This is a genomic window from Aureibaculum algae, from assembly GCF_006065315.1.
Taxonomy (GTDB): domain Bacteria; phylum Bacteroidota; class Bacteroidia; order Flavobacteriales; family Flavobacteriaceae; genus Aureibaculum; species Aureibaculum algae.
Window position 1 is genome coordinate 1,317,183 of sequence record NZ_CP040749.1, and the last position, 22,836, is coordinate 1,340,018.

General features: G+C 32.5%; 18 protein-coding genes. 7 read left to right on the top strand and 11 right to left on the bottom strand.

Features of this window, described 5'->3' with window-relative positions; genetic code table 11:
- Window positions 1-6 precede the first annotated feature (6 nt).
- From FF125_RS05230 to FF125_RS05250, 5 genes are all read left to right on the top strand, one after another.
- Entirely contained in the window at window positions 7-4,440 is a 4,434-nt protein-coding gene (locus tag FF125_RS05230) for a translocation/assembly module TamB domain-containing protein (RefSeq protein WP_138948790.1), read from the top strand.
- A 171-nt stretch (window positions 4,441-4,611) separates the two neighbouring features.
- On the top strand, window positions 4,612-5,598 hold the full coding sequence (gene pfkA / locus FF125_RS05235) for a 6-phosphofructokinase (protein WP_138948791.1): 987 nt from the start codon (window positions 4,612-4,614) through the stop codon (window positions 5,596-5,598).
- A 13-nt stretch (window positions 5,599-5,611) separates the two neighbouring features.
- The gene (gene gap, locus FF125_RS05240) at window positions 5,612-6,613 is read left to right on the top strand and encodes a type I glyceraldehyde-3-phosphate dehydrogenase (protein ID WP_138948792.1); all 1,002 of its coding nucleotides are present in this window, start codon (window positions 5,612-5,614) and stop codon (window positions 6,611-6,613) included.
- A 112-nt stretch (window positions 6,614-6,725) separates the two neighbouring features.
- A complete protein-coding gene (locus tag FF125_RS05245; RefSeq protein ID WP_250629686.1) occupies window positions 6,726-7,340 on the top strand; it encodes a LysE family translocator in 615 nt (204 codons plus the stop codon).
- Between the two features lie 33 nt (window positions 7,341-7,373).
- Window positions 7,374-8,228 (top strand): hydroxymethylglutaryl-CoA lyase, encoded by an 855-nt coding sequence (locus tag FF125_RS05250; protein ID WP_138948793.1) that lies wholly within the window; start codon window positions 7,374-7,376, stop codon window positions 8,226-8,228.
- A 2-nt stretch (window positions 8,229-8,230) separates the two neighbouring features.
- Here the strand turns inward: FF125_RS05250 and FF125_RS05255 are convergent, their stop codons facing one another.
- On the bottom strand, window positions 8,231-8,806 hold the full coding sequence (locus tag FF125_RS05255) for a YdeI/OmpD-associated family protein (protein WP_138948794.1): 576 nt from the start codon (window positions 8,804-8,806) through the stop codon (window positions 8,231-8,233).
- Window positions 8,807-8,834: 28 nt separating this feature from the next.
- On the bottom strand, window positions 8,835-9,809 hold the full coding sequence (locus tag FF125_RS05260; RefSeq protein WP_138948795.1) for a YpdA family putative bacillithiol disulfide reductase: 975 nt from the start codon (window positions 9,807-9,809) through the stop codon (window positions 8,835-8,837).
- A gap of 243 nt (window positions 9,810-10,052) precedes the next feature.
- On the opposite strand from FF125_RS05260, the gene FF125_RS05265 reads away from it, so the two are divergent.
- Window positions 10,053-10,637 carry a hypothetical protein gene (locus tag FF125_RS05265; protein WP_138948796.1) on the top strand — a complete coding sequence of 195 codons (585 nt, stop codon included), beginning with the start codon at window positions 10,053-10,055 and terminating at the stop codon, window positions 10,635-10,637.
- A 48-nt stretch (window positions 10,638-10,685) separates the two neighbouring features.
- Here the strand turns inward: FF125_RS05265 and FF125_RS05270 are convergent, their stop codons facing one another.
- The 9 genes from FF125_RS05270 to FF125_RS05310 all read right to left on the bottom strand — a co-directional run bounded on the left by FF125_RS05270 (window position 10,686) and on the right by FF125_RS05310 (window position 21,728).
- Window positions 10,686-12,176 carry a pyridoxal phosphate-dependent decarboxylase family protein gene (locus FF125_RS05270; RefSeq protein WP_138948797.1) on the bottom strand — a complete coding sequence of 497 codons (1,491 nt, stop codon included), beginning with the start codon at window positions 12,174-12,176 and terminating at the stop codon, window positions 10,686-10,688.
- Window positions 12,177-12,254: 78 nt separating this feature from the next.
- Window positions 12,255-13,826, bottom strand: a complete 1,572-nt coding sequence (locus FF125_RS05275; RefSeq protein ID WP_138948798.1) for a glycoside hydrolase family 28 protein — start codon at window positions 13,824-13,826, stop codon at window positions 12,255-12,257.
- Between the two features lie 17 nt (window positions 13,827-13,843).
- Complete coding sequence (locus tag FF125_RS05280) at window positions 13,844-14,944, bottom strand: glycoside hydrolase family protein (protein ID WP_175418872.1); 1,101 nt, start codon at window positions 14,942-14,944, stop codon at window positions 13,844-13,846.
- Window positions 14,945-14,952: 8 nt separating this feature from the next.
- Window positions 14,953-16,383 carry an alpha-L-fucosidase gene (locus tag FF125_RS05285; RefSeq protein ID WP_138948799.1) on the bottom strand — a complete coding sequence of 477 codons (1,431 nt, stop codon included), beginning with the start codon at window positions 16,381-16,383 and terminating at the stop codon, window positions 14,953-14,955.
- 196 nt (window positions 16,384-16,579) lie between these two features.
- Complete coding sequence (gene blaOXA, locus FF125_RS05290) at window positions 16,580-17,419, bottom strand: class D beta-lactamase (RefSeq protein WP_138948800.1); 840 nt, start codon at window positions 17,417-17,419, stop codon at window positions 16,580-16,582.
- Window positions 17,420-17,915: 496 nt separating this feature from the next.
- Entirely contained in the window at window positions 17,916-18,275 is a 360-nt protein-coding gene (locus FF125_RS05300) for a superoxide dismutase family protein (protein ID WP_317129661.1), read from the bottom strand.
- Between the two features lie 92 nt (window positions 18,276-18,367).
- The gene (locus FF125_RS22215; RefSeq protein ID WP_262710556.1) at window positions 18,368-18,502 is read right to left on the bottom strand and encodes a hypothetical protein; all 135 of its coding nucleotides are present in this window, start codon (window positions 18,500-18,502) and stop codon (window positions 18,368-18,370) included.
- Between the two features lie 77 nt (window positions 18,503-18,579).
- Window positions 18,580-20,244, bottom strand: a complete 1,665-nt coding sequence (locus FF125_RS05305; RefSeq protein ID WP_138948802.1) for a M1 family metallopeptidase — start codon at window positions 20,242-20,244, stop codon at window positions 18,580-18,582.
- A 35-nt stretch (window positions 20,245-20,279) separates the two neighbouring features.
- Complete coding sequence (locus FF125_RS05310; protein ID WP_138948803.1) at window positions 20,280-21,728, bottom strand: M24 family metallopeptidase; 1,449 nt, start codon at window positions 21,726-21,728, stop codon at window positions 20,280-20,282.
- Between the two features lie 156 nt (window positions 21,729-21,884).
- On the opposite strand from FF125_RS05310, the gene FF125_RS05315 reads away from it, so the two are divergent.
- Entirely contained in the window at window positions 21,885-22,613 is a 729-nt protein-coding gene (locus FF125_RS05315) for an NYN domain-containing protein (RefSeq protein WP_138948804.1), read from the top strand.
- Window positions 22,614-22,836: the final 223 nt, after the last annotated feature.

Consider the following 22,836-nt stretch of genomic DNA (forward strand, 5'->3'; position numbering starts at 1 on the left):
TTATTAGTGGTCGTATCTGTTGTTCTACTTTCGCTACCTATAGTTCAAACTAAACTTGCCAAAATTGTTACCAACAGTTTAAATAAAACCTATAACACCAATATTGTTGTTCAAAAAGTAGATTTATCTTATTTGGGCAATGTTAAATTAAAAGGAGTTCAAATTGACGATCATCATAATGATACTTTAATTTATGTAAATGAAATTTCTACATCAGTTTTTAGTTATAAAAATATTTTAGATAATAAACTTGAATTTGGTGAAGTTGATGTTTCAGGCCTTTATATGCATATGAAGACCTATAATGGTGAAGAACAAGATAACTTATCTGTTTTTATTGATAAGTTTGATAGTAAGGATTCAAAACCATCAACAACCCCCTTTTTATTAACTTCTTCCAAGTTAAATATTGACAATGCTAATTTTTATTTATTTGATAAAAATAAGCAGGAAGATGCGATTGTGTATTATAAGAATATAATAGGGATTGTAGATGATTTTAAAATTGAAGGACCAAAAGTTTATGCAAACGTAAGGAGGGTTTCTCTGGTAGAAAATCATGGTATTGAAGTTAAACAATTGACTTCAAATTTTATTTATACCAAAACTAAAATGACGTTTGACACTACCTATTTGGAAACAAAGAACTCTAACGTAAGTGCAGATTTTACTTTTAACTATAATCGGGAAGATTTAGCAGATTTTAATAATAGGGTACAAATCGATGCTGTAGTTACGAAAGCGGAAGTATCACTAATTGATTTGAATAAGTTTTATAGTGAAATAGGATTAAATGATAAGGTCAATTTTACTACTAATTTAAAAGGAACTTTAAACGATTTTAAACTGACAAGCTTTGAATTAGAGTCAAATAGAAAGTCCATAATTAATGGACATTTTCATTTTAAAAATGCGATAAATAAAGAAAATGGTTTTTCATTAACTGCTAATATCAATGAGCTTACATCGAACTATGAAAATTTAAAGATAATATTACCTAATCTTTTAGGTGAAAATTTACCACCAGCAGTGGGTAAATTAGGTAGGTTTAGTGTAACTGGTCAATCATTCATAACTACTACCTTAATGAATGCTGATGTTATTGTTAAAACAGATTTGGGTAAAATTATTACCAATTTAAAAATGACAGATATCAATGACATAAATAATGCTAAATATATTGGTGAAATTGAATTTGTAGATTTAGAATTTGGTAAAATAATACAAGATAGTCTTGTAGGTAAATTATCATTAATTGCAGATATAAAAGGCAAAGGCTTTACCTTAGATCATATTAATACTTCCATAAATGGTAATATTTTTAAACATCAATATAAGGGGTATACCTATAATGATATTGATATTAATGGAGTGTTTAAAAACAAACATTTTAATGGAAGTTTAGTTTCTAAAGATGAAAATTTACAAATGAGTTTTACAGGTTTGGCAGATTTATCCAAAAAAGTATATGATTTTGATTTTGTTGCAGATGTGGAGTATTCAGATTTTAATAAACTCAATCTATTTAAAAGAGATTCCATGGCAATCCTTAAGGGAAAAATAGATATAAAATTGCGAGGAAATTCTTTAGACAATATTGCGGGTGAAATAAACTTTTCTAATGCTTCCTATACCAATCAAAACGATAATTACTTTTTTACTGACTTTAAAGTTGCGTCAGAATTTCAGGATAGTATAAGGGTTGTAACTATTAACTCCACTGATATTATAGAAGGTAAAATAAAAGGGATCTTTAAGTATAATGAAATAGGAAAACTAGCAACAAATTCATTTGCTGGTATTTATGCTAATTATACACCTGCTGTTGTAACAAAAGGGCAATTTATCGATTTCAATTTTAAAATTTATAATAAGATTGTTGATGTATTCTTTCCAGAGGTGAAAATAGGGGCTAATTCAACTATTAAAGGGGTAATTAGTTCTGATTCTGACCAATTTGAACTGACAGTGAAATCACCACACATCGATGCCTATGACAATCTTATTGAAAACATTAGATTACAAATTGATAATAAAAATCCAATTTATAACACGCTATTAAGTGTCGATGAAATCAAAACTAAATATTATAATGTTGCAGATGTAAACTTGGTAAATGTAACTTTGAATGACACACTATTTTTTAGAACAGATTTTGTTGGTGGTAAAGATTTAAAGGAAAAGTATGATCTAAGTTTTTATCATACAATTAATGAGAATAATAAATCGGTTGTAGGTTTAAAAAAATCAAATATTGTTTTTAAAGAAAACAACTGGGCCATAAACCCAACGAACAATAATCAAAATAAAATTGTATTTGACAAGGGGTTTAACACCTTTGCTTTCGATAAGTTTACGGTTTCTCATGAAGATCAAATTATTGATATGGCCGGTATTATTAATGGCAAAAGCAATAAAGACCTTACGTTGAATTTAAAAAATGTAGATTTAAATGGCATAACGCCATATATTGATGGCTTTGTGATGAAAGGCTTAGTGAATGGAAAAGTTAATTACAAACAAATGAACGGAGAGTCTTTTCCGTTGGCCAATGTTTCCATTAATGACTTTTATATAAATGATATAAAGCAAGGTAATCTTTTTATAACCGCACAAGGAGACAACTCCATTGATCAATATCATGTTGCAGCAAGATTAACAAATGACCGATTTGATGTTTTTGTTGCCGATGGTGAAATTGATTTTTCAGTAGAACAACCTACAATTCTTGCCAATTATAATTTTTACGAGTTTAACATAAATTCTTTTAGCGATTTAGGGAAAGATGTACTAACCAATATAAGAGGTAAGATAAAAGGAAATGGAACCGTTTCTGGGTTACTTGAGAATCCTGATTTTAATGGGACACTAACCTTAGATAACGCGGGTCTAAAAATACCCTATTTAAATGTTGATTTTGATATTGCTAATAATTCTAAAGTAGAATTAAGTAACAGAACATTTAAATTTTTACCAACAACAATTACCGATATAGATAAGAATACTACCGGTAGTTTATACGGCAGTATCATTCATTATAAGTTCAAAAAATGGTATTTAAATTTAAATATTGATACTGATAATTTATTGGTTTTAAATACTGTTGAAGACGAAGATGTACAATATTACGGAACAGCCTTTATGGATGGAACAGCTAGTATTAAAGGGTATACAGATCAATTAACGATTAATGTAGAAGGAGCAACGATGCCTGGTACCGAGTTTATTGTTCCGCTAAGCGATGTTTCTACTATTGGAGATTCGGGTTTAATTAATTTTGTAACCTTAGCAGAAAACGGGGTAGATAAAAACAAACGTGAAGAAGTCATTTTTGATAAACTAAAAGGATTAAACCTAAATTTTGATTTAGAAGTTAGAGATAATGCTATTGCAGAGATTGTTATTGACAAAAATACTGGTAGTATTTTAAGGGGTAGTGGAAATGGCTATATGGGAATTGAAATAAATACAAATGGTAAATTTGTTATCAATGGTGTTTATGTAATTACAAATGGTATTTATGAATTTAGAAATATTGTAAATAAAGACTTTATAGTACAACCTGGTGGACAAGTTATTTGGAATGGAAATCCATTTGATGCTTTTTTGAACATAAAAGGAATCTATAAAACAAAGGCAAATCCTTCTGTTTTATTAGATAATATAGACCAAAGTTCTAACAGGAAAATAGATGTGAATCTGATAGCGAAAATAACAGGGCAACTGTTAAACTCGGATATAGATTTTGATATAGAACTGGTAAATCAAAATTCAAGTATTAATTCAGAATTAGATTTTAAACTAAGTAATGAAGATGCAAAAATGACCCAATTTTTCTCTTTATTAATGGCTAATTCTTTTATGCCTTTAAGTGATGGTAATTTAAATTTTGATGGAAATGCAGCTTTAACTGGTAATTTGTCAGAGAAAATAGCGAAGGTACTTTCAGGTATTTTAAAGTCAAAAGGAGACAAGTTTGAATTGGGAGTAACTTATGATATTGCAAGTAAAAATGATGTAAGGTCATACGATTTAAGTGATCAATTAGGGGTTTCTTTTTCAAGTACAATTGCAGATAGGCTTATTGTTAACGGTAAAGTTGGGGTGCCTGTGAGTACGAATACCCAACAGAATAATATTGTAGGTGAGGTTGAGGTAGAACTTCCTTTAAATGAGGAAGGGACCTTAAGAGCAAAAGCATACACAAGACAAAACGATATTGAGTATGATGTTACTGATGTAGAAGGTTATACACATGGTATTGGTTTATCATGGCGAGTAGATTATGACAATACAAAAGAATTGGTTGATAAGTTACTTCAAAGAAGTGATAGAGGTAAGCAAAAGAAAAAAGTTAAAGATAGTTTAAAAGCCGAAAAGAAATTAATCAATATAGGGGCAAGAAAAAAAGATTCTATTCCCAGTAAAGTTAAAAATTAAATGACTTTTCCGTTAGTGCCATAAATTACACGTATTTAGTGATTTAAATAAAATGTGAGGCCGTAGGTGTTACAACTTCTAACGATAACGATTTCGTATAAATCTTCTAAAAAGTCGATAAATTACCTTAATTATTCTTAGTTTTACACTGCTTTAAAACAAGAGTAAAAAATGAAAGGAAATATAAAAAAAATAGGTGTAATGACGTCTGGAGGCGATGCCCCAGGAATGAATGCGGCCATTAGAGCTGTAGCGAGAGCCTGTTCTTATTATAATATTGAATGTGTTGGTTTCTATAGAGGATACCAAGGCATGATTGAGGGTGATTTCGTAGAACTCACAGCAAGAAGTGTAAAAAATATTATTAGTAAAGGAGGTACAATTCTGAAATCGGCTCGTTCTACAGAGTTTAGAACAAAAGAAGGAAGAGCAAAAGCTTACGAACAAGTAAAAAAAGCAAAAGTAGATGCTTTAATACTTATAGGTGGTGATGGTACTTTTAATGGAGGTATTGTGTTTGGAAAAGAATTTGGTATTCCATTTATCGGTATTCCTGGAACTATCGATAATGATATCGCAGGTACGACATCAACAATAGGATATGATACAGCATTAAATACAGTCGTAGAGTGTATTGATAAGATTAGAGATACTGCTAGTTCACATAACAGACTGTTTTTTGTTGAAGTTATGGGGCGTGATGCAGGTTTTATTGCTTTAAATGCAGGTGTTGGAGCAGGAGCTGAAGAAATTTTGTTACCAGAAGAAGATTTAGGATTAGATAGATTATTAGAATCGTTGAAGAAAAGTAAAAGCAGAGGAAAATCTTCGAGCATTGTAGTAGTTTCTGAAGGAGACAAAACAGGTAAAAATGTATTTGAATTGGCAGAATATGTTACTAAAAACTTACCAGAATATGAAGCGAGAGTTTCTGTTTTAGGTCACATGCAACGTGGTGGAAGTCCAACATGTTTTGATAGAGTTTTAGCTAGTAAATTAGGAGTTAAAGCTGTAGAAAGTTTATTAGACGGTCAGTCTAATGCAATGGTAGGGTTTTTAAACAATAAAATTGTAACAACAGACATTGAGGAAGCTATAATTAGCTCTCATGATATAAATAGAGAATTATTAAGAATATCTGATATACTATCAGTATAAAAAAACAAGAATTATGATTAAAATAGGAATTAACGGATTTGGTAGAATAGGAAGATTAGCATTCAGATCTACAGTAAATAGAAAAGACGTACAAGTAGTAGCAATAAATGATTTATTAGATGTAGATTATTTAGCTTATATGTTAAAATATGATTCTGTTCATGGAGCTTTTGATGGAACTGTTGATGTGAAAAACGGTAAATTAATTGTAAACGGAAACGAAATTAGAATTACAGCAGAAAGAAACCCAGCAGATTTAAAATGGGATGAAGTTGGTGCAGAATATGTAATTGAATCTACAGGATTTTTCTTAACTGAAGAAACTGCAGGAAAACACTTAGAAGCTGGTGCTAAAAAAGTAGTATTATCTGCTCCATCTAAAGATCACACACCAATGTTTGTAATGGGTGTAAACAATACAGAATTAAAAGCAGATCAAAAAATATTTTCTAACGCATCTTGTACAACGAACTGTTTAGCTCCAATAACTAAAGTTTTAAATGATAACTTCGGTATTGTTGAAGGTTTAATGACAACTGTACATGCTGCAACTGCAACTCAAAAAACTGTTGATGGTCCTTCTATGAAAGACTGGAGAGGTGGACGTTCTGCTATTGGCAACGTAATTCCTTCTTCTACAGGAGCTGCAAAAGCTGTTGGTAAAGTAATTCCTGCAATGGATGGTAAATTAACGGGTATGGCTTTTAGAATCCCTACTATGGATGTTTCTGTTGTAGATTTAACTGTGAAGTTAGAGAAGCCAGCTACATATGCACAAATTTGTGCTGCTATGAAAGCTGCTTCAGAAAGTGGACCAATGAAAGGTGTTTTAGGATATACTGAAGATATGGTTGTTTCTCAAGATTTTGTTGGAGATACTCGTACTTCAATCTTTGATGCTAAAGCTGGTATTGCTTTAAATGATAACTTCGTAAAAGTTGTTTCTTGGTATGATAACGAAATGGGGTATTCAACTAAAATTGTTGACCTTATTGAATACGCTGCAACTTTATAGTTGATACAGCACTATAAGAATATTAAAATCCTGCTTCGGCAGGATTTTTTTTTGCTTAAATTAGCAAGTATCTAAAATAACAATACAATAAATAAATAATTTAGTAAGCTTCTTGGACATCATACTTTCATTTATAGCAGCAACAGCATTATTGGCAATTGCCCCAGGTCCTGATAATATTTATGTATTAATTACTAGTATTTCCGATGGTGTAAAATATGGTTTAGCAACTGTTTTTGGTTTAATTTCTGGTTGCATAATTCATACTACTTTAGTGGCATTAGGTGTATCCGCCGTCATCAAAGACAATGAGAATTTATTTTTAGCACTTAAGATATTTGGTGCAAGTTACTTGGTGTTTTTGGCCTATAAAGTTTACAAAAGTTCATCAAATATTAATTTGACTACAGACATTAAAGTCGAAAAAAGCATGTTCCAATTATTTAAACGAGGGTTTATTATGAATGTACTGAATCCGAAAGTTTCTATTTTCTTTTTGGCTTTTTTTCCTTCATTCTTATTCAGTAATGAGCTTAGTACCGTAATACAGTTTTTTATTTTAGGCTTTATTTTTATGGCAGTTTCTCTGATTGTTTTTTCTGTAATTGCAATACTTTCAGGACAAATAGCTAAAGGCCTCAAACAAAATAAAAATATGAGTATGTTTTTAAAATGGTTGCAAATCATTGTTTTTGTTGGAATAGCAATTTTTATTTTATTTTCTTAAAATAGTTATATCAAATTGTATCTTTGATTTTCAATGAGTCTATTAAAAATCATAGAATGTCCTAGAGACGCCATGCAAGGTATAAAGTTGTTTATACCCACAGAAACAAAGGCGGCGTATATCAATCAACTATTAAAGGTTGGCTTTGATACTATTGATTTTGGTAGCTTTGTTTCACCGAAGGCAATTCCGCAAATGCGAGATACTGCTGAGGTACTTTCTATGCTTGACTTAAATACTACAAAAAGTAAATTATTATCAATTGTTGCCAATATACGTGGGGCAAATGATGCTTCTCAATTTAAGGAAATAGATTATCTAGGCTATCCTTTTTCTATTTCGGAAAACTTCCAAATGCGTAATACCGGTAAAACTATAGCAGAATCTATTGTTATTTTACAGGAAATCTTAAATATTGCAGATAAATCGAACAAAGAAGTGGTAGCTTATTTATCCATGGGGTTTGGTAATCCTTATGGAGATCCTTGGAATGTTGATATCGTAGCCGATTGGACACAAAAAATGGCCGCTATGGGAGTTAAAATAATTTCCTTGTCAGATACTATTGGAAGTTCAACACCAGATATTATAGAATATCTTTTTACTAATCTGATTCCGATGCATTCTAATATAGAATTTGGTGCTCATTTACATACAACGCCTAGCACATGGAAAGAAAAAGTACATGCTGCATTTTCTTCTGGTTGTAATCGTTTTGATAGTGCTATCAAAGGATATGGAGGTTGTCCTATGGCAAAAGACGAGTTAACGGGTAATATGCCTACCGAGAAATTAGTTTCTTATTTTAAAGAGCATAAGATAGCATTAAATCTAAATCAACAAGAGTTTGACAAGTCTTATGCTAATTCAAGCAATGTGTTTTTATAGGGTTACCAAGTAGCTCTAGATTTTATATTTTTCTCACAAAATTGAATAATTTGCTCAATCCGATTCATTCTTGTTTGAGGTCGTTTTGCTTGATTTAACCAATACAAATAGCTCTTTCTGTAACTGGGTGCAAAATTGGTGTAATTTTCAAAAGCTAAATTATTTTTATCAAAAGCATTTTGTAATTCTTCTGGTACAATTAAATTTTCAACATCATCCAATGCTATCCATGAACCATTTTTCTTGGCTATATCTATTTTTGTTAGGCCACTCTGATGCATTAAGTCATTTTCAATAAGCTCTATAATGTGATTTTTGTTGAGTTTACTCCAAACACTTTTAGCATTTCTTGGACAGAAATATTGCCTTCTACGTTCATTATCTATTTTTTTAACAGTAGAGTCTATCCAACCAAAACATAGGGCAACTTTAACGGCCTCTTCCCAACGCATACTCGGCATATCACTTTCCACTTTATAAAAAATAAGATATACACCGCCAACAGTAGTATGGTTTTCTTCCAACCATGCTCTCCATTCAATATCCTTCTTAAAATAAATTTCTGGTAGTTTAGCCATTTTTAGTGTACATCAATTCTTTACAAAATTAAGACTGTTTTTCAATGATATCTTTTATAATCATTTTTGCATGTATGCGAGAGTTTTCAATAAACCATTTATGGGTTTCTTTTCCACCACATATAACGCCAGCTAAATAGATTCCTTTTAAATTACTCTCCATTGTTTTTGGATTGTATGCTGGCTTTTTCAATCCATCGGTTGATAGTTGAATTCCTATATTCTTTAAAAAATCAAAATTAGGTTGATAGCCGGTTAAAGCAACTACAAAATCATTTTTTAAGGATATTTCTTTACCTTCTTTCGTTGATATAACAACTTTATCCTTTAAAATTTCTTTAATTTCTGAATGGTAGTATGCTTTAATACTTCCTTCTTCAATTCTATTAACAATATCTGGTTTTACCCAATATTTTACGCGGTCTCCAATATTTTCCCCTCGAATTATCATGGTAACTCTACCGCCTTTTCTATAAATTTCTAGAGCGGCATCTACAGCAGAATTACTAGCTCCGACAATGACAACATCTTGTTCTGAAAAATAATGAGGATCGTCATAATAATGAAAAACCTTTGGTAAATCCTCTCCAGGAACATTTAAATAATTAGGAATGTCATAAAAGCCAGTTGAAATAATAATTTGTTTCGCTTGGTATTTATTTTTATTAGTAGTTACGTCATATAGATGTTCTTTTGTCTGTACTGTTGTAACTTTTTCAAATAAATTAACATGAAGCTTATTGGAAGAAACAATACGACGATAGTATTCTAACGCCTCTTTTTTATTTGGTTTAGCATTACTGCTTATAAAAGGAATATCGTCAATTTCTAACTTTTCAGACGTAGAAAAAAAAGTCATATTGGTAGGGTAGTTGTATAATGAATTGACCAAAACCCCTTTTTCAACGATAAGGTAGGTTAAATTCTTTTTCTTCGCTTCTAACGCACAGGCAATCCCAATGGGTCCTGCACCAATAATTAAAACATCTAAAGTTGTATTCATCGATATTATTTTGTTACCAACACACTCGTTTATAGTTGATTGAAAAGGATGGTGTGAATCATTTTTTTTTAACTACCCAAAATGGGCTTCCATTTTCATTATTTATATTACTTTTAAAAACAACAAAATTAATAATTAAAAAATGAAACGTGTATGTATAAAACGTTAAGTCATTACGAAATTATTAATAGCGAACTGTCCTGATGCTTTGGGGTGACAATTATAAAATATTAAATAAAACACATGAAATCTTTATTATATATCGTACTCCTATTAACAATTTCATCTATTAATGCTCAGAATATGAAATCAGACTTACCTTATGCTGTAGTTCCTCCCCATCCTGAAAAATATACGGCTACAACTGTCGCAGCAAGAATGATTGACGGATTAGGGTTTAGGTATTATTGGGCAACAGAAGGTTTACGTCCTGAAGATTTAGCTTATAAGGCGAGTGAAGAGGGGCGGACAAGTGCAGAAACGGTTCGTCATATTTATGATTTGTCTAAAATGATTGTAAATGCAACTACCAAAACACCCAATGGTAAATCAGAAAAAGATTCCTTAAGTTTTGATGAACTAAGAAGTGTTACCTTATTAAACTTTAAAAAAGCAAGCACGATATTATTGGAGGCGGATTCGTTGGACGATTTTAAAATTATTTTCGAAAATGATTATGGTATTTCTGAACACTCTTTTTGGATTAATATTACTGGTCCCATTGAAGATGCTATTTGGCATTCAGGTCAGGTTTCATTATTGAGAAGAGCTTCTGGAAACCCTTTTAATTCTAAGGTAAGTGTCTTTAGTGGTAAAGTTAGAAAGTAATTCATTGACATAATTATTTTCTATAAATAAATAAAGAAGAAATTATATTTATATAACCTGCATTACATTATTTAATTTTCTTCCTTCTTTTACTATTATTTCTATACTATCTTCTATATCCTTTTTTGTAGTTCTAAAGTTTACAATGCAGGTGCGTAAGCAGTATTTGTTTTCTACAATTGCGTTTGATAAAAACAGTTCACCTCCATTTTGTACTGCGTTTACTAATTCTTCATTTAACGTGTTTAAATATTTTTCTCTTTTTTCGCCTATTTCTTCAAAATCTTCTGGGATGAACCTAAATGTAGCAATACTTAAATTTTGAGTTATGGGCTCTAATTCCGGTTGCTTTTCTGCCAATTGGTAGAAATACTTTGACAATGCTATATCTTCTTTGATTAACTTTACATAGCCATTACTTCCAATTTGTTGTAAAGCCAACCATACTTTTAAAGCCCTAAAACCACGAGAATTCTGCAGTCCGTATTCAAAGTAATTTAAAGAACCACCTTCTTCGGTTAAGCTGAAATTATAATATTCAGGATGCGAACTATAAGTGTCAATAAGATACTGAGGGTTTTTTACCAAAGTACATCCTGCTTCTAAAGCACTATAGAGCCATTTGTGAGGGTCTAAAGCGATAGAATCGGCTTCTTTAATACCTGCAAACAAATCTTTTAATTCAGGAATAACAGCGGCAGGAATACCATAGGCACCATCTATATGAAACCATAAATCGTGCATTTTACATGTTGAAGCAATGGCTTCAAGGTTATCTACAACACCAGTACTTACGTCTCCAGCGGTACCAACAACCATAAAGGGCTGATGTCCTTGTTTTACATCTTCTTTTATAGTTTGTTCTAACAGTTCTATATTCATTTTGTTAGCGGCATCTGTTGGAATCCATCGGATAGAATTTGAGCCATGTCCAAACAAAATAGCGGCTTTGTCTATCCAAGTATGTGTAGCTTTTGAACAATAGGAAATTAACATTTTTGAAGAGTTGGAAAGGCCATCTTTTTTTATGTCTTTAGGTGCTTTGGCAGTTCTTGCGGCTAAAAAGGCAGTAAAATTCGCCATGTTCCCTCCGCTGACTAAGATCCCTCCATAATTGGGAGAGACACCTATAAACTCTGCTAACCATTTAATGGTTTGTTTTTCTATTTCTGTTGCCATCGGACTCAGTATTTGTCCACCAACGTTTGCATTAACTGATGCGGCTAACAAATCTGCCAAGGCTCCAATAGGTGCGGCCGATGAGGTTATAAATCCAAAAAATTTTGGATGACCATTAAATAGTGAATTATCAAAGAGTAATTTAGAAGCTTTAGAAAGTAATTGTTCTGCGGGTAATCCATTTGCAGGTAACGATAAGTTCCCTAATGTTTTTTGTAATTCTTTTGGCGACTTACTCGTAGTGACAGGTTTTTCAGAAATATCATCAAAAAAATCAGAAATGGTATCGATAAGTTCATATCCAATTTTTCTAAATTCATCCTTGTCAATTTGAATTGAATTTTCTCGTTGGTTTGTCATTTTATTGGCTTTTGTTAATCGTTTCTTAGTTCATCCACCAATTTAGCAAATAAAAACTAAATTTAAAATGGAGGAAAATTATTTTCCTTCGTTTTTTCTAAAAATGGTATCTTTTATATTTAAACTGGATTCGACAAAGATAGAATCTGACATCGATCCTTGAATGTCTAAGTGCGTCGCATTTGTTGAGTTAACATTTAACAATCGTATGTTTTTAGAATCTAAAAATGTTAGCAAAGAATCTTCACTAGTTATATTTATATTTTTAAATACCGCATTATTCATATCATGAATATTCATAAAGTTCTTACAGTTCACCTCAATGTTTTCTATAACTACATTTTCAAGCGGAGATTCTGGAATACTTCTTACCTTAATAAAATTCTTAGCATTTTCAATGATAAGATCTTTTATTTTAATGTTTTTATAGTGTGGAGTAAGTTCATTAACAGCTCTGGCTGGTAACCTCTCTGCTAACTTACCCACCCAGTTGGTAGATCCTAACATATCCCATTTTAGGGCATCATTTTTTAAATCCATGCGTATACGTTCGTAAGTTAAATTCTCGCCACCACCGCCACGTGGCCGTCTTGTTTTAAATCGAATACCTACACCTGAGTTTATAAATACACAATCATGAACATATAAGTTTTTTATTATTCCAGCTGTTTCACTGCCACAAGTAATGCCACCATGACCATTTTCAGCTAAGCAATACCGAACAACTATATTTTCTGTAGATTTGTTAACCCGCATACCGTCAATACCACGACCCGCCTTCATCGTAAAACAATCATCACCAGTACTTAGATTACAATATTCAATTAGCACATTTTTACTAGATTCAATATCAATTCCATCTCCTCGAGGCATATTTACAGAGTTGATAGAAACGCCTCTAATAATTACGTTATCGCAATAAATGGGTACAATATTCCAAAATGCCGTATTTTCTAATGAAACATCTTCTATAAAAACTTTAGTTGAATTTATAGCAGAGATAAACATAGGAGGGAAAACGTATGGTGTTGTAGTTCCGTCGATTATTCTATCTTTAACGGGTGTTTTTGGGTCAATAACTTCATCAATATTCACTGAAACTACAATTTTCTCTCTAATTGAACCCTCAGCGGGACCAATTAACCTTCCTTTACCAGTAATTGCTATGTTATCAACTCCATTTGCATAAATACAGGCACCTAGTGACATAACTTCCACACCTTCAGTTCGTGTGAAAACTACAGGAAGGTAGTCTTCAATTTCACCACTAAATGAAAGGGTTGCACCCTCAAGAAAATGAAGGTTGATATTGTCTTTTAATGCTATCCGACCAGTGAACCATTGCCCTTTGGAGATAACCACTATGCCACCACCTTTTGCACTTTGTGTATCAATGGCGTGTTGAATAATTTTTGTGTTAATACCATCAGTTTTTAAATCGACAACTATGGTGTCTGTAGGAAAATCAGGTCTTTTAAACGCTATTGTAGGAAACGGAGCCGTTACGGGTGCTATTTCTTTAGGCATCACCAAGACACCAACTTCGCTTTTTTGAGGAATATGAACGGATGCTTTTTTTGAATTGTTTATAGGTTCTTTACAACCGACTAGTAGCAATAATAAGACCATGGAGATGAAGAGGTGTTTCATAAAATTTGGATTTTCATTTACTCCCATTTTAATGTGCATTTTCCAATGGCATAAAAAGGTTTTTGGTTGGCGTCAGTGATTTTTGATGTGTAAATTATTGTGAAGCTGCCATCATCTTCCTCAATGGCACAAAGAGGAGTTCGCATAGCGTGATCACCATCATCTCCCCATTTATTTGAATTACTTTGTATTTTAACACGAGCTTCTTTGCTCCAGTTATATCCATCGTTTGAAATACTATAAGCAATTTCCTGATCTCCAAAAGAATCAAATACAGCAAGAAGTCCGCCATTTTTTAATTCCGTTACTTGTGGATTTTCAATAAATTCTTCAGCAATAGGTACTGGATTAATTCCCTCTGGCATTCGTTTCCAAGGTCCACTAAGCTTAGATGCTGTGGCCAATCCAACCGGCCAAGGTCCTTTAGGTATATAATTATGACCATCATAAAAAGCGTACCATTTATCGCCTACTCTATACGGGTTAAAAGTGGCTACTGCTTGTTGTCCTTCCCATGGCTGAGAATCAGCATCAGGTTGCAATACAATATTCATATCTGCGTAAGGCCCAGCAATACCATTAACTCCTTTAAATACGGACTTTGCACGCCAAACTCGGCCCTGATAATCACTTTTTTCTATTTCACCTTTATCTTTATCGCCAGCCCGATAGGCTACGTAAAAAATATTCCATGCATTTTCGTCATTGTTAAACTCAACACCAGTTACCCAAACCTCTGATTTCGGATTTGAAGGCGATCTACCTGGAATACTATTGACAATGGTTGCATGTCGTTTCCAATTTATGGCATCGTTGCTGGACCAATAAGCAATGCGTAAATCTCTGTGTGGCCGATAAAACATTTCGTTTACAAACATATGATATACGCCATCTATCTTTACAACCTGGCCTGTTTCAAATCCAGATTGATTATTCGTTGAGATCACATTCATGTGTGTATTATCAATTACAGGTCCATCATGCTCATCTACTAAAATTAATTTTTTGGTGTTAAGAGATGCATTTTGTGCATAGAAATTTTCAGAAGTTCCAACAGAAATTAATGCAAAAAGTGAAGCTAGGTAAATTTTCTGGAAGGCATTTTTTATTTTGTTCATAACTGTTCTTATTCAATATTTATTTTAAAAACTTGAGCAATATCTGACGGTAGTCTAACTTTATTTGGAACAATTATTTTTAAACCATCAGCCGAGTGTTCAAAAGTACATGGTTCAATTTTTTTCAAACCCAGTAATTCAATAGACGTAACTTTTTTTCCAAGTTTTTTGGTTGATAGTTCTTTTAAAGTAAATGAAAAAGAAGGAGCTTTTGTGATACCTCCAACCCATTCTGATGTGATTGCAAAAACGGCATCATTCTTTTTAGTAAAAGAAACTTTTATGTCATTCTGTATAGTTTCGTTGGGAACATGATAAGGTCTAGTTTCGTATATAGCTTCACCAAACGTCCATAACCAACGCCCTACGTCATACACAATCAATTTTTGATCTTCAGGAAAAGTTCCATCTGCTTTTGGTGATAAGTTTAAAAGCATTTGGCCATTACAGCTTACAATCTCAATGAGGCTATGAATAATATCATGTGCAGACCTCAATTGCATTCCATCGGTGTAGCCCCAAGAAAAGGAATACCCTGTGCCAATGGAATAGTCTGATAAAAAGGGTTCTTCCATTATTTTATCAGGATTGTTATTTTCATGATCTAACATGCCACCACCTTTAATATCATCACCTTTATAGGTAACAATCACTTCCTTACCTTTCTCTTTGGCATCATTAAAATAATAGGCCATATACGATTTAAGGTATTCTTGATTCACGCGTTCCAACCAAGCATCGTGATAGATAATATCGGGTTGGTATTTATCCACAACCTCAATATTTTTATCCATCCACATTTTCTGCCATTCTTCTTCAGGCATTGTACTGCCATAAAGTTTTTGATATTTGGGATTATAACCTGCCCATGAAGGATCCATTTTAAAGTTGGTGTAATTGAGTTCGTGGTGTAGAGAGACAAAATATTTCATATTTCTTTTTCGAATGGAAGTTCCTAATTCACCAACAATATCGCGTTTTGGTCCCATATCTTTTGCGTTAAAAGGTGTTGTCTCACTATCCCACATGGCAAATCCATCATGATGTTCTCCCACTAATCCCGCAAACCGGGCACCACCTTTAATAAATAAATCGGCCCATTCATCTGCATCAAAATTTTCGCCTTTAAACATTGGGATAAAGTTGTGATAATCAAATTCATTAAGCGAACCATATACTGCGATATGCCGTTTATGTGTACCTAATTTAGAATAGTTAGAGGTATCACGCATTGCTTTGATATAATGTTCGTTATTATAGGCAGGTACAGCATATACCCCCCAATGGCAGTAAATTCCAAATTTGGCATCTCGCATCCAATCTGGTACATTTTTATGATTTGACAAAGATTTCCAGTTTGCCTTATATTCTTTTTGAGCATTTAAGTGCCCCAATATAAACATGGTGAAAATGATAATTATAAACTTGTGGATTTTCATGTGGTAAGGCTTTTCAAATGCAAATAATAAAATGAAGTTTCTTTTATTTTTTATGGAAACAAAGTACGCATGTCTGAATTGAGTTGTTCTAATGAATGCAGCGACTAATTTAATAAATAAACCCCAAATAGAAAATTAGAAATAATTTTCAGAGTAGTCAAAAACCAACAATAAGTTAAATGTTTTGTGAGCATATTTATTTAATTATTCTCATTTTTTCAAATGCCTTATATGTCACATCTTTTCTAATCATTGGAAACAAATTCATATCAAATTGTTCTTTCGGTTCTATATTTGTGGCGAAAAAATACGTTTTATTTTGGGATTCGATATATCCAACAAACCAACCATTATTATTTCCATTACTGATGGACCAACCTGTTTTTCCACTAAGTTTATACGTATCATTTTCTTCAATTACCAGGATTCTTTTCATTATTTTTTCCGTGCGTTCAGAAATTGGCAATTCTGATGTATAAAACCGCTTTAAAAAATCTATTTGTTGAAATTGATTAATTCGAGAGGTTCCTTCAAGCCAGAATAGGTCAATGTTGGTAGCGTCAACTTTCATATTTCTGTATTCAAGTTTATCTAGATATTCCGTCATTTTTTTTACTCCAATTTTCCTTGCTATTTCTTGATAGCAAGGAACACAGGAAAAACGAAATGCATTTGTAAATGTTAAGTCCTGCTCCCAAATCTTAAGTCTTCTGTTTTCTCCGTTCCATTTGAACAGTGTACTATCGTTTTCAACTATTCCTGTTTCCAGTGCTATAATTGAATTGGTTATTTTAAAGGTAGAAGCTGGTAAGTTTCCTTTTTGAGCCCATTGGTAATCATTTGAATAGTACTTATTTTCTTCAAGATCATAAATTAAAATGGCTCCTGTAACATTGGATGCATCAATAATGGTTTGAAATTCTTGAACTACATTCTCTTGTACTGTCACTTTAACCTCCTTTTTATACGGGACGGTCTTTTTTTCAATACAGGAGAAAAATAGAATTAATAAGGGTGCTAAATAAAAAATTTTCATCTTGTTTTATTAATGGCAATGTGCTTGTGTGTGGACTTTCGTGTTTTAAAGTACGAATCATTAAAAGTACAAAATAATACTATTTAGTGCCTAGTATGATAGTGTGTAAATTTAATCAAGAAGATGTTTATCTTTCACCTGAGTTCTTCTTAAAGTTTTTAGAACGGGTTTTGTCAATAGCAGCATTTCTAGAAATATTCAACATCCAAATGAAAAATCTGCCTTTACTTGAACTGTAAGCATTTGCACTATTCTATGCTTTTACAAATACATCTTGTAGTATTTCTTCAGCGATGGTTTCGTTTTTAATAATTGTAAAAATAACGCCCAACAAACTCTTTTTATAATTATTATAGAGGTGCTCAAAGGCCTTTACGTCTTATTATTAAAATAGAATTATAGATTTCTTTAAGGTCATTTTGATGTTTTAAAGTTAAAAAATATTAAAAAAAATCGTTTTTAAACGGTTTTTTTAGATTTATAAATTGAGTTAATATTATTTAATTTCTCCACATGCTACTCTTTCACCAGCAGCACCGGTAGGTTGTGTTGTAAAGTCGTCGGCTTTTGCATGCACTATAATACCTCTACCTATAATATTTTTGTTTTGATTAGAACCTCCAATGGCCCATTGATCAGTTTCGAATGTTAAAGTAGCATTACCATCTACATCTGCAGTTAAATTGCCTATGTCACCTCGATGATATCCGTTTTCATCGCCCCATTTACCATGAGGTTTATTTTCAGGATTCCAATGTCCACCAGTTGTTGTAGCATCATCGGAACTACAATCGGCTTTTTCATGGAGATGAATAGCGTGTTTACCAGGTGTTAATCCTTGTAAACTGGCTGTCATTGTTACCTTGTCGTCATTTTGGATAAATACAATTTCTCCAGTTACCTTGCTATTGCTTTTAGAATATAGCGTAACGGTTAAAGTCTCTGGTTTTACTCTTCAACAGATTTAGTAGTTTCTCCTAGCGAATCCAATGAATTATTTGTCTGATCTGTTTTTTTCTCATTTTTACACGAAATGGTAATGAAAAAAACTAAGACTATTAGTGTTACTATTTTAGTTTGCATAAATATATTTTTAAATTATATTTCAAAGTTACTTTACTACATAGCCATGTGTTAACACAAATGATATAATCATTGGCTCATTTAACTTTTCTAAATTCAGAATCCATCAGTATCCACATATTGGGGTCTAATACAACTTTTTCAGGTTCTGAATCTACAGTAATATAAAATGTATTTGCTTTTTCATTTACTTGTAAGGTTTTTATAAGTGGTTTTTGCTTTTCGTTATGGTAAACAGCTATTTCTAATGGCATTTTAAAAAGACTACCGTCGTTTTGAACTTGATTAAGGCGTATTTTAACCTCTTTTTTCTTTACATCATATTTCCAATCACCTTCATATTTTAAAGTGCCCGGTTTGTATAACCATTGCTCAAAAAATTGAGATAAGTCTTGTCCTGAAACAATTTCCATTTCTCTTATAAAATCTGCAACGGTAGCATTTAAGTCTTTATACTTTTTGTAATACGCTCTTATTCCTTTCCAAAATAATTCTGTTCCTATCTTACCTCGTAGCATGTGTAAAATCCAACTCCCTTTTTGATAGGTTTGAGAACTCGTTACATCTTTCATGTCCTTTAAATTATCATGAATAATAGTATATTTTGGATTCTTTTTATAAAAGTCATCTACTCTTTTTTTACTATCAATTAGACCATTTGTAAAGGCGTCTCTACCATATTCATGCTCTATAAAGAGTAACGTGAAATAAGTTGCAAAACCTTCGCTAAGCCAAACTTCATCCCAGTCATATTCAGTAACCGCATTTCCAAACCATTGATGTGCAATTTCATGTATAACTACATTTCGCCATCGTTCATTTCGATCTCCTTTAACGGATTTTTCACTATATAAAATTGCGGATGCCGCTTCCATGCCGCCGCTTACGCTGTTTGATTGAATATTAGCCAATCTTTCGTAAGAAAAAGGACCAATATAGGAGCTGTAAAATTCTAATACTTTTTTTGTGGGTTCAGCAAAATCATAAAATCCCGCTTCACGGTCTTGAGGATACACCCATGTTTCAATAGATTTTCCCTCAAATTTATCGACATATTTGACAGCAAACTTGGCTACTCCAAGAACATATAACCAAGAAGCAATTGGAACTGATTGTTTCCAATGCGTAAGACGCATACCGTTTTCTAAATCGGTTTCTTCTATTTTTAATCCGTTAGAAACTACTTGATAATGATTGGGAGCCGTTACTATAAATTCACATTTTGATTTGTCATACGGATGATCCACCATAGCTAGCCAGTTGCGACCTTTATTTGGCCAGTTATCACTAAAAAATGTTCGGTCTCCATACTTGTTATCCGCTATTTTAAGTCCTGTGGCAGGAATACCTTTATAAGAAACGGTATACTGACTGGTTTGATTTTTGTACGATTTTTCTGGAAGCTCAATTAAAATTTCGTCATTTTCATGGCTGTATATAATTTCTTTTCCATCCGAAATAATGCTGCTTACTGTCATACCTTTATTCTCTAATTTGGTTGAGGTGTTTATTAAGTCGAGTCGAAGATATGCTACACCATCAGCAAGGTAGTTTACGTCAATAGTAACTACACAAATGATTTCGTCAGTAGTATCAGACAGTTTAATGTTAAATGCATAATTGGTAATATCAATTTTAGGATTTTTAGGGTAGTTGTCGGTAAAAGCAAAAAGTGATGAGTTTATAATTGATATTGCATATACACAAAGTACACCTACAATTCTTAGTATAGATTTTTTCATATTTAAAGGTCTTCTAATGGTTGTTGACGTTAGGTCTATTCTTTTAATGGCAATACTGTTGCAGGTCTAAATTCGGTCAGCCCTTTTCCTTTAATAGTTTTTTCAACATCGCTTATGCTTGAAGGAACAAAACCACTCATGTTTTCAACACCTGTTTCAGTAACTACGGCAACATCTTCAATTCTAATATACAATCGTTCGTCTCGTAACCAAATCATAGGGTCTATAGTAAAAACCATACCTGGTTTAAGTTCAACGCCTCTTACTCTGCTTACATCATGAACAGCCATACCAACAGGGTGTTGAAAATGACCACGAAATACAAGTCCTTCTTGCACAGCTTTTAAATGAGAAGGCTTCACGAATTTTTTACCCACAATGTATTTCTTCATATCTTCAGCGGCTTTTTTCAGTACTTCATTACTAGTGATTCCTGGTTTTATGTATTTGAAAAGAGCGTCACGGTAAGCTACAATAAATTCGTATAAAGCTGTTTGAGATTTGTTAAATTTACCATTTACAGGCCAAATTCTGGTTACATCACTGGTGTAATACCGATAGTCAGGTGCATAATCCATTAGGACTAAATCACCATCATTAAGTACATCTTTCTTGTGAAAGTAGTGACCAAAATAAGCATTGGTACCACCTCCAATAATTGACGCATAACCATCACCTCGAGCTCCATTTAAGTAATAAATATATTTTGCGGCGGCATCTAGTTGGTATTCGTAAATACCTGGTTTTGTAGATTTCATGGCTTCAATAATACCAAGTCCAGCTATTTGGGTTGCTTTTCTAATAAGGTCAATTTCTTTAGGACTTTTAATGAGTCGCATAGCATCTAAAATAGGAGAAAGGTCGCGTATTTCAACTTGTGGAAAACGTTCTTTTATTTTTTGCGTAAATCTAGCTTCTCGCGATGGTTGAGCATCCCACGGATCAGAAGCGGTTCTAGCTTGGGCATATAAAATCTCATCACGACTATCATTGCCTATTTCAGCAGGACTTAAGGGTGTGTATAATACCAATCCAGGTGGTTTAATTAACCCGGTACTAACAATATCACTTGATAAAAATTCGAGTCCACGAACCTTATCTACACCAGTTAATTCTTTAACCAATTCTGCATCTTCAGCAGACAGTACTTTTCCTTCCCCTTTTTCTCTACCTTCATCTCTATGTGGTAAATAAAGGGTTGATGTTTTATGCTTTCCATTAAGCAATAAATAGGCATGAGCAGTTTCTAATCCGCTTAAATAATAAAACGTATTAGATTGTCTGTAAACGCTAAATCCGGGAACACCAGCAGAGCCTTGTATTAAAGCAAAAGCATTGTTTCCAATTTTGGTAAATATTTGAGTTCTTCTTTTATTAAAATCTTCAGGAGAAAAGTCTGTTTGATAATGATGTTTTTCTTGTGCTACTACAAAGATTGTTAGAAATAATAAAATGGTTAAAACTGTCGATTTAAAATTTGTCATAAATAAAAATGTTGTTTTAATTAAAGGAAATAATTATTTGATTTACTGCAATCTACAAAATTTAACATTTATAATTTAACAAAAATTGAATTATACTGTTGATATTCAGACTTTATATGCTTTATTAACCTAAGTTATTTTAGTATATTTACAGGTATGATTAAAGATATAAAATTAGCAGTACTTATAGACGGTGATAATATTCCGTCAAAGTACATAAAGGAGATGATGGAAGAGATTACCAAGTACGGAACTCCTACAATTAAACGTATTTATGGAGATTGGACGAAACCACATTTGAACAAATGGAAAAATGTCCTATTGGAAAATGCTATTAATCCAATACAACAATACGGATATACCACAGGAAAAAATGCCACAGATTCAGCCATGATTATTGATGCGATGGATATATTATATTCCAAAAACATTGATGGTTTTTGTTTGGTCTCTTCGGATAGTGATTTTACAAAGTTGGCAACACGCTTAAGAGAATCTGGAATGCAAGTTATTGGTATTGGAGAAAAGAAAACGCCAGATCCGTTTATTGTAGCCTGTGATAAATTTATTTATTTAGAAATTTTAGAAACGTTTACGGAGCAGCAAGATGGTAAACCAGAAGTAAAGAAGCCAAGTTTAGATAAAATAACACCAAAAACAATTCGCTTGTTAAAACAGTCTGTTTCAGATGCTGCCGATGATGATGGTTGGGCATTTTTAGGGGATGTAGGCTCACTAATTATTAAAAAACAACCTAATTTTGATGCTCGTAATTTTGGTTTTGATAAGTTAACACCATTATTCAAGTCGCTTACGCAATTTGAAATTGAACAACGTGATCAAGGTAATAAAAGATTTAAATTGATTTATGTGAAGAATAAGTAGAACTATTAAAAAGTTAAAAGCCTTCAAGTAAAAGAATTAACACTACTGCTGTCTGGTTGAGCGGAGTCGAAACCTACTTTTGTTTTAACGAAGTAGCTCTCTCCTAAATTAGTCGTGATTCTCGAACTGAAAAAACCTTAAAAAATGCTATAGTCGTTGGTTGAGTGACGCTGTAAAGGTGTTTTCTTATAGTGCAATTTGTGTGTGTTGTCTCAAAATTTAC

Bases quoted from the DNA above. Each gene is read 5' to 3' on its own strand.
- FF125_RS05315 (WP_138948804.1), top strand. From the start codon at position 21,885: ATGATTAAAGATATAAAATTAGCAGTACTTATAGACGGTGATAATATT.
- FF125_RS05260 (WP_138948795.1), bottom strand. From the start codon at position 9,809: ATGAATACAACTTTAGATGTTTTAATTATTGGTGCAGGACCCATTGGG.
- FF125_RS05265 (WP_138948796.1), top strand. From the start codon at position 10,053: ATGAAATCTTTATTATATATCGTACTCCTATTAACAATTTCATCTATT.
- FF125_RS22215 (WP_262710556.1), bottom strand. From the start codon at position 18,502: ATGCAAACTAAAATAGTAACACTAATAGTCTTAGTTTTTTTCATTACC.
- FF125_RS05285 (WP_138948799.1), bottom strand. From the start codon at position 16,383: ATGAAAATCCACAAGTTTATAATTATCATTTTCACCATGTTTATATTG.
- blaOXA (WP_138948800.1), bottom strand. From the start codon at position 17,419: ATGAAAATTTTTTATTTAGCACCCTTATTAATTCTATTTTTCTCCTGT.
- FF125_RS05310 (WP_138948803.1), bottom strand. From the start codon at position 21,728: ATGACAAATTTTAAATCGACAGTTTTAACCATTTTATTATTTCTAACA.
- FF125_RS05270 (WP_138948797.1), bottom strand. From the start codon at position 12,176: ATGACAAACCAACGAGAAAATTCAATTCAAATTGACAAGGATGAATTT.
- FF125_RS05255 (WP_138948794.1), bottom strand. From the start codon at position 8,806: ATGGCTAAACTACCAGAAATTTATTTTAAGAAGGATATTGAATGGAGA.
- FF125_RS05300 (WP_317129661.1), bottom strand. From the start codon at position 18,275: ATGACAGCCAGTTTACAAGGATTAACACCTGGTAAACACGCTATTCAT.
- FF125_RS05280 (WP_175418872.1), bottom strand. From the start codon at position 14,944: ATGAACAAAATAAAAAATGCCTTCCAGAAAATTTACCTAGCTTCACTT.
- FF125_RS05250 (WP_138948793.1), top strand. From the start codon at position 7,374: ATGAGTCTATTAAAAATCATAGAATGTCCTAGAGACGCCATGCAAGGT.
- FF125_RS05305 (WP_138948802.1), bottom strand. From the start codon at position 20,244: ATGAAAAAATCTATACTAAGAATTGTAGGTGTACTTTGTGTATATGCA.
- gap (WP_138948792.1), top strand. From the start codon at position 5,612: ATGATTAAAATAGGAATTAACGGATTTGGTAGAATAGGAAGATTAGCA.
- pfkA (WP_138948791.1), top strand. From the start codon at position 4,612: ATGAAAGGAAATATAAAAAAAATAGGTGTAATGACGTCTGGAGGCGAT.
- FF125_RS05275 (WP_138948798.1), bottom strand. From the start codon at position 13,826: ATGAAACACCTCTTCATCTCCATGGTCTTATTATTGCTACTAGTCGGT.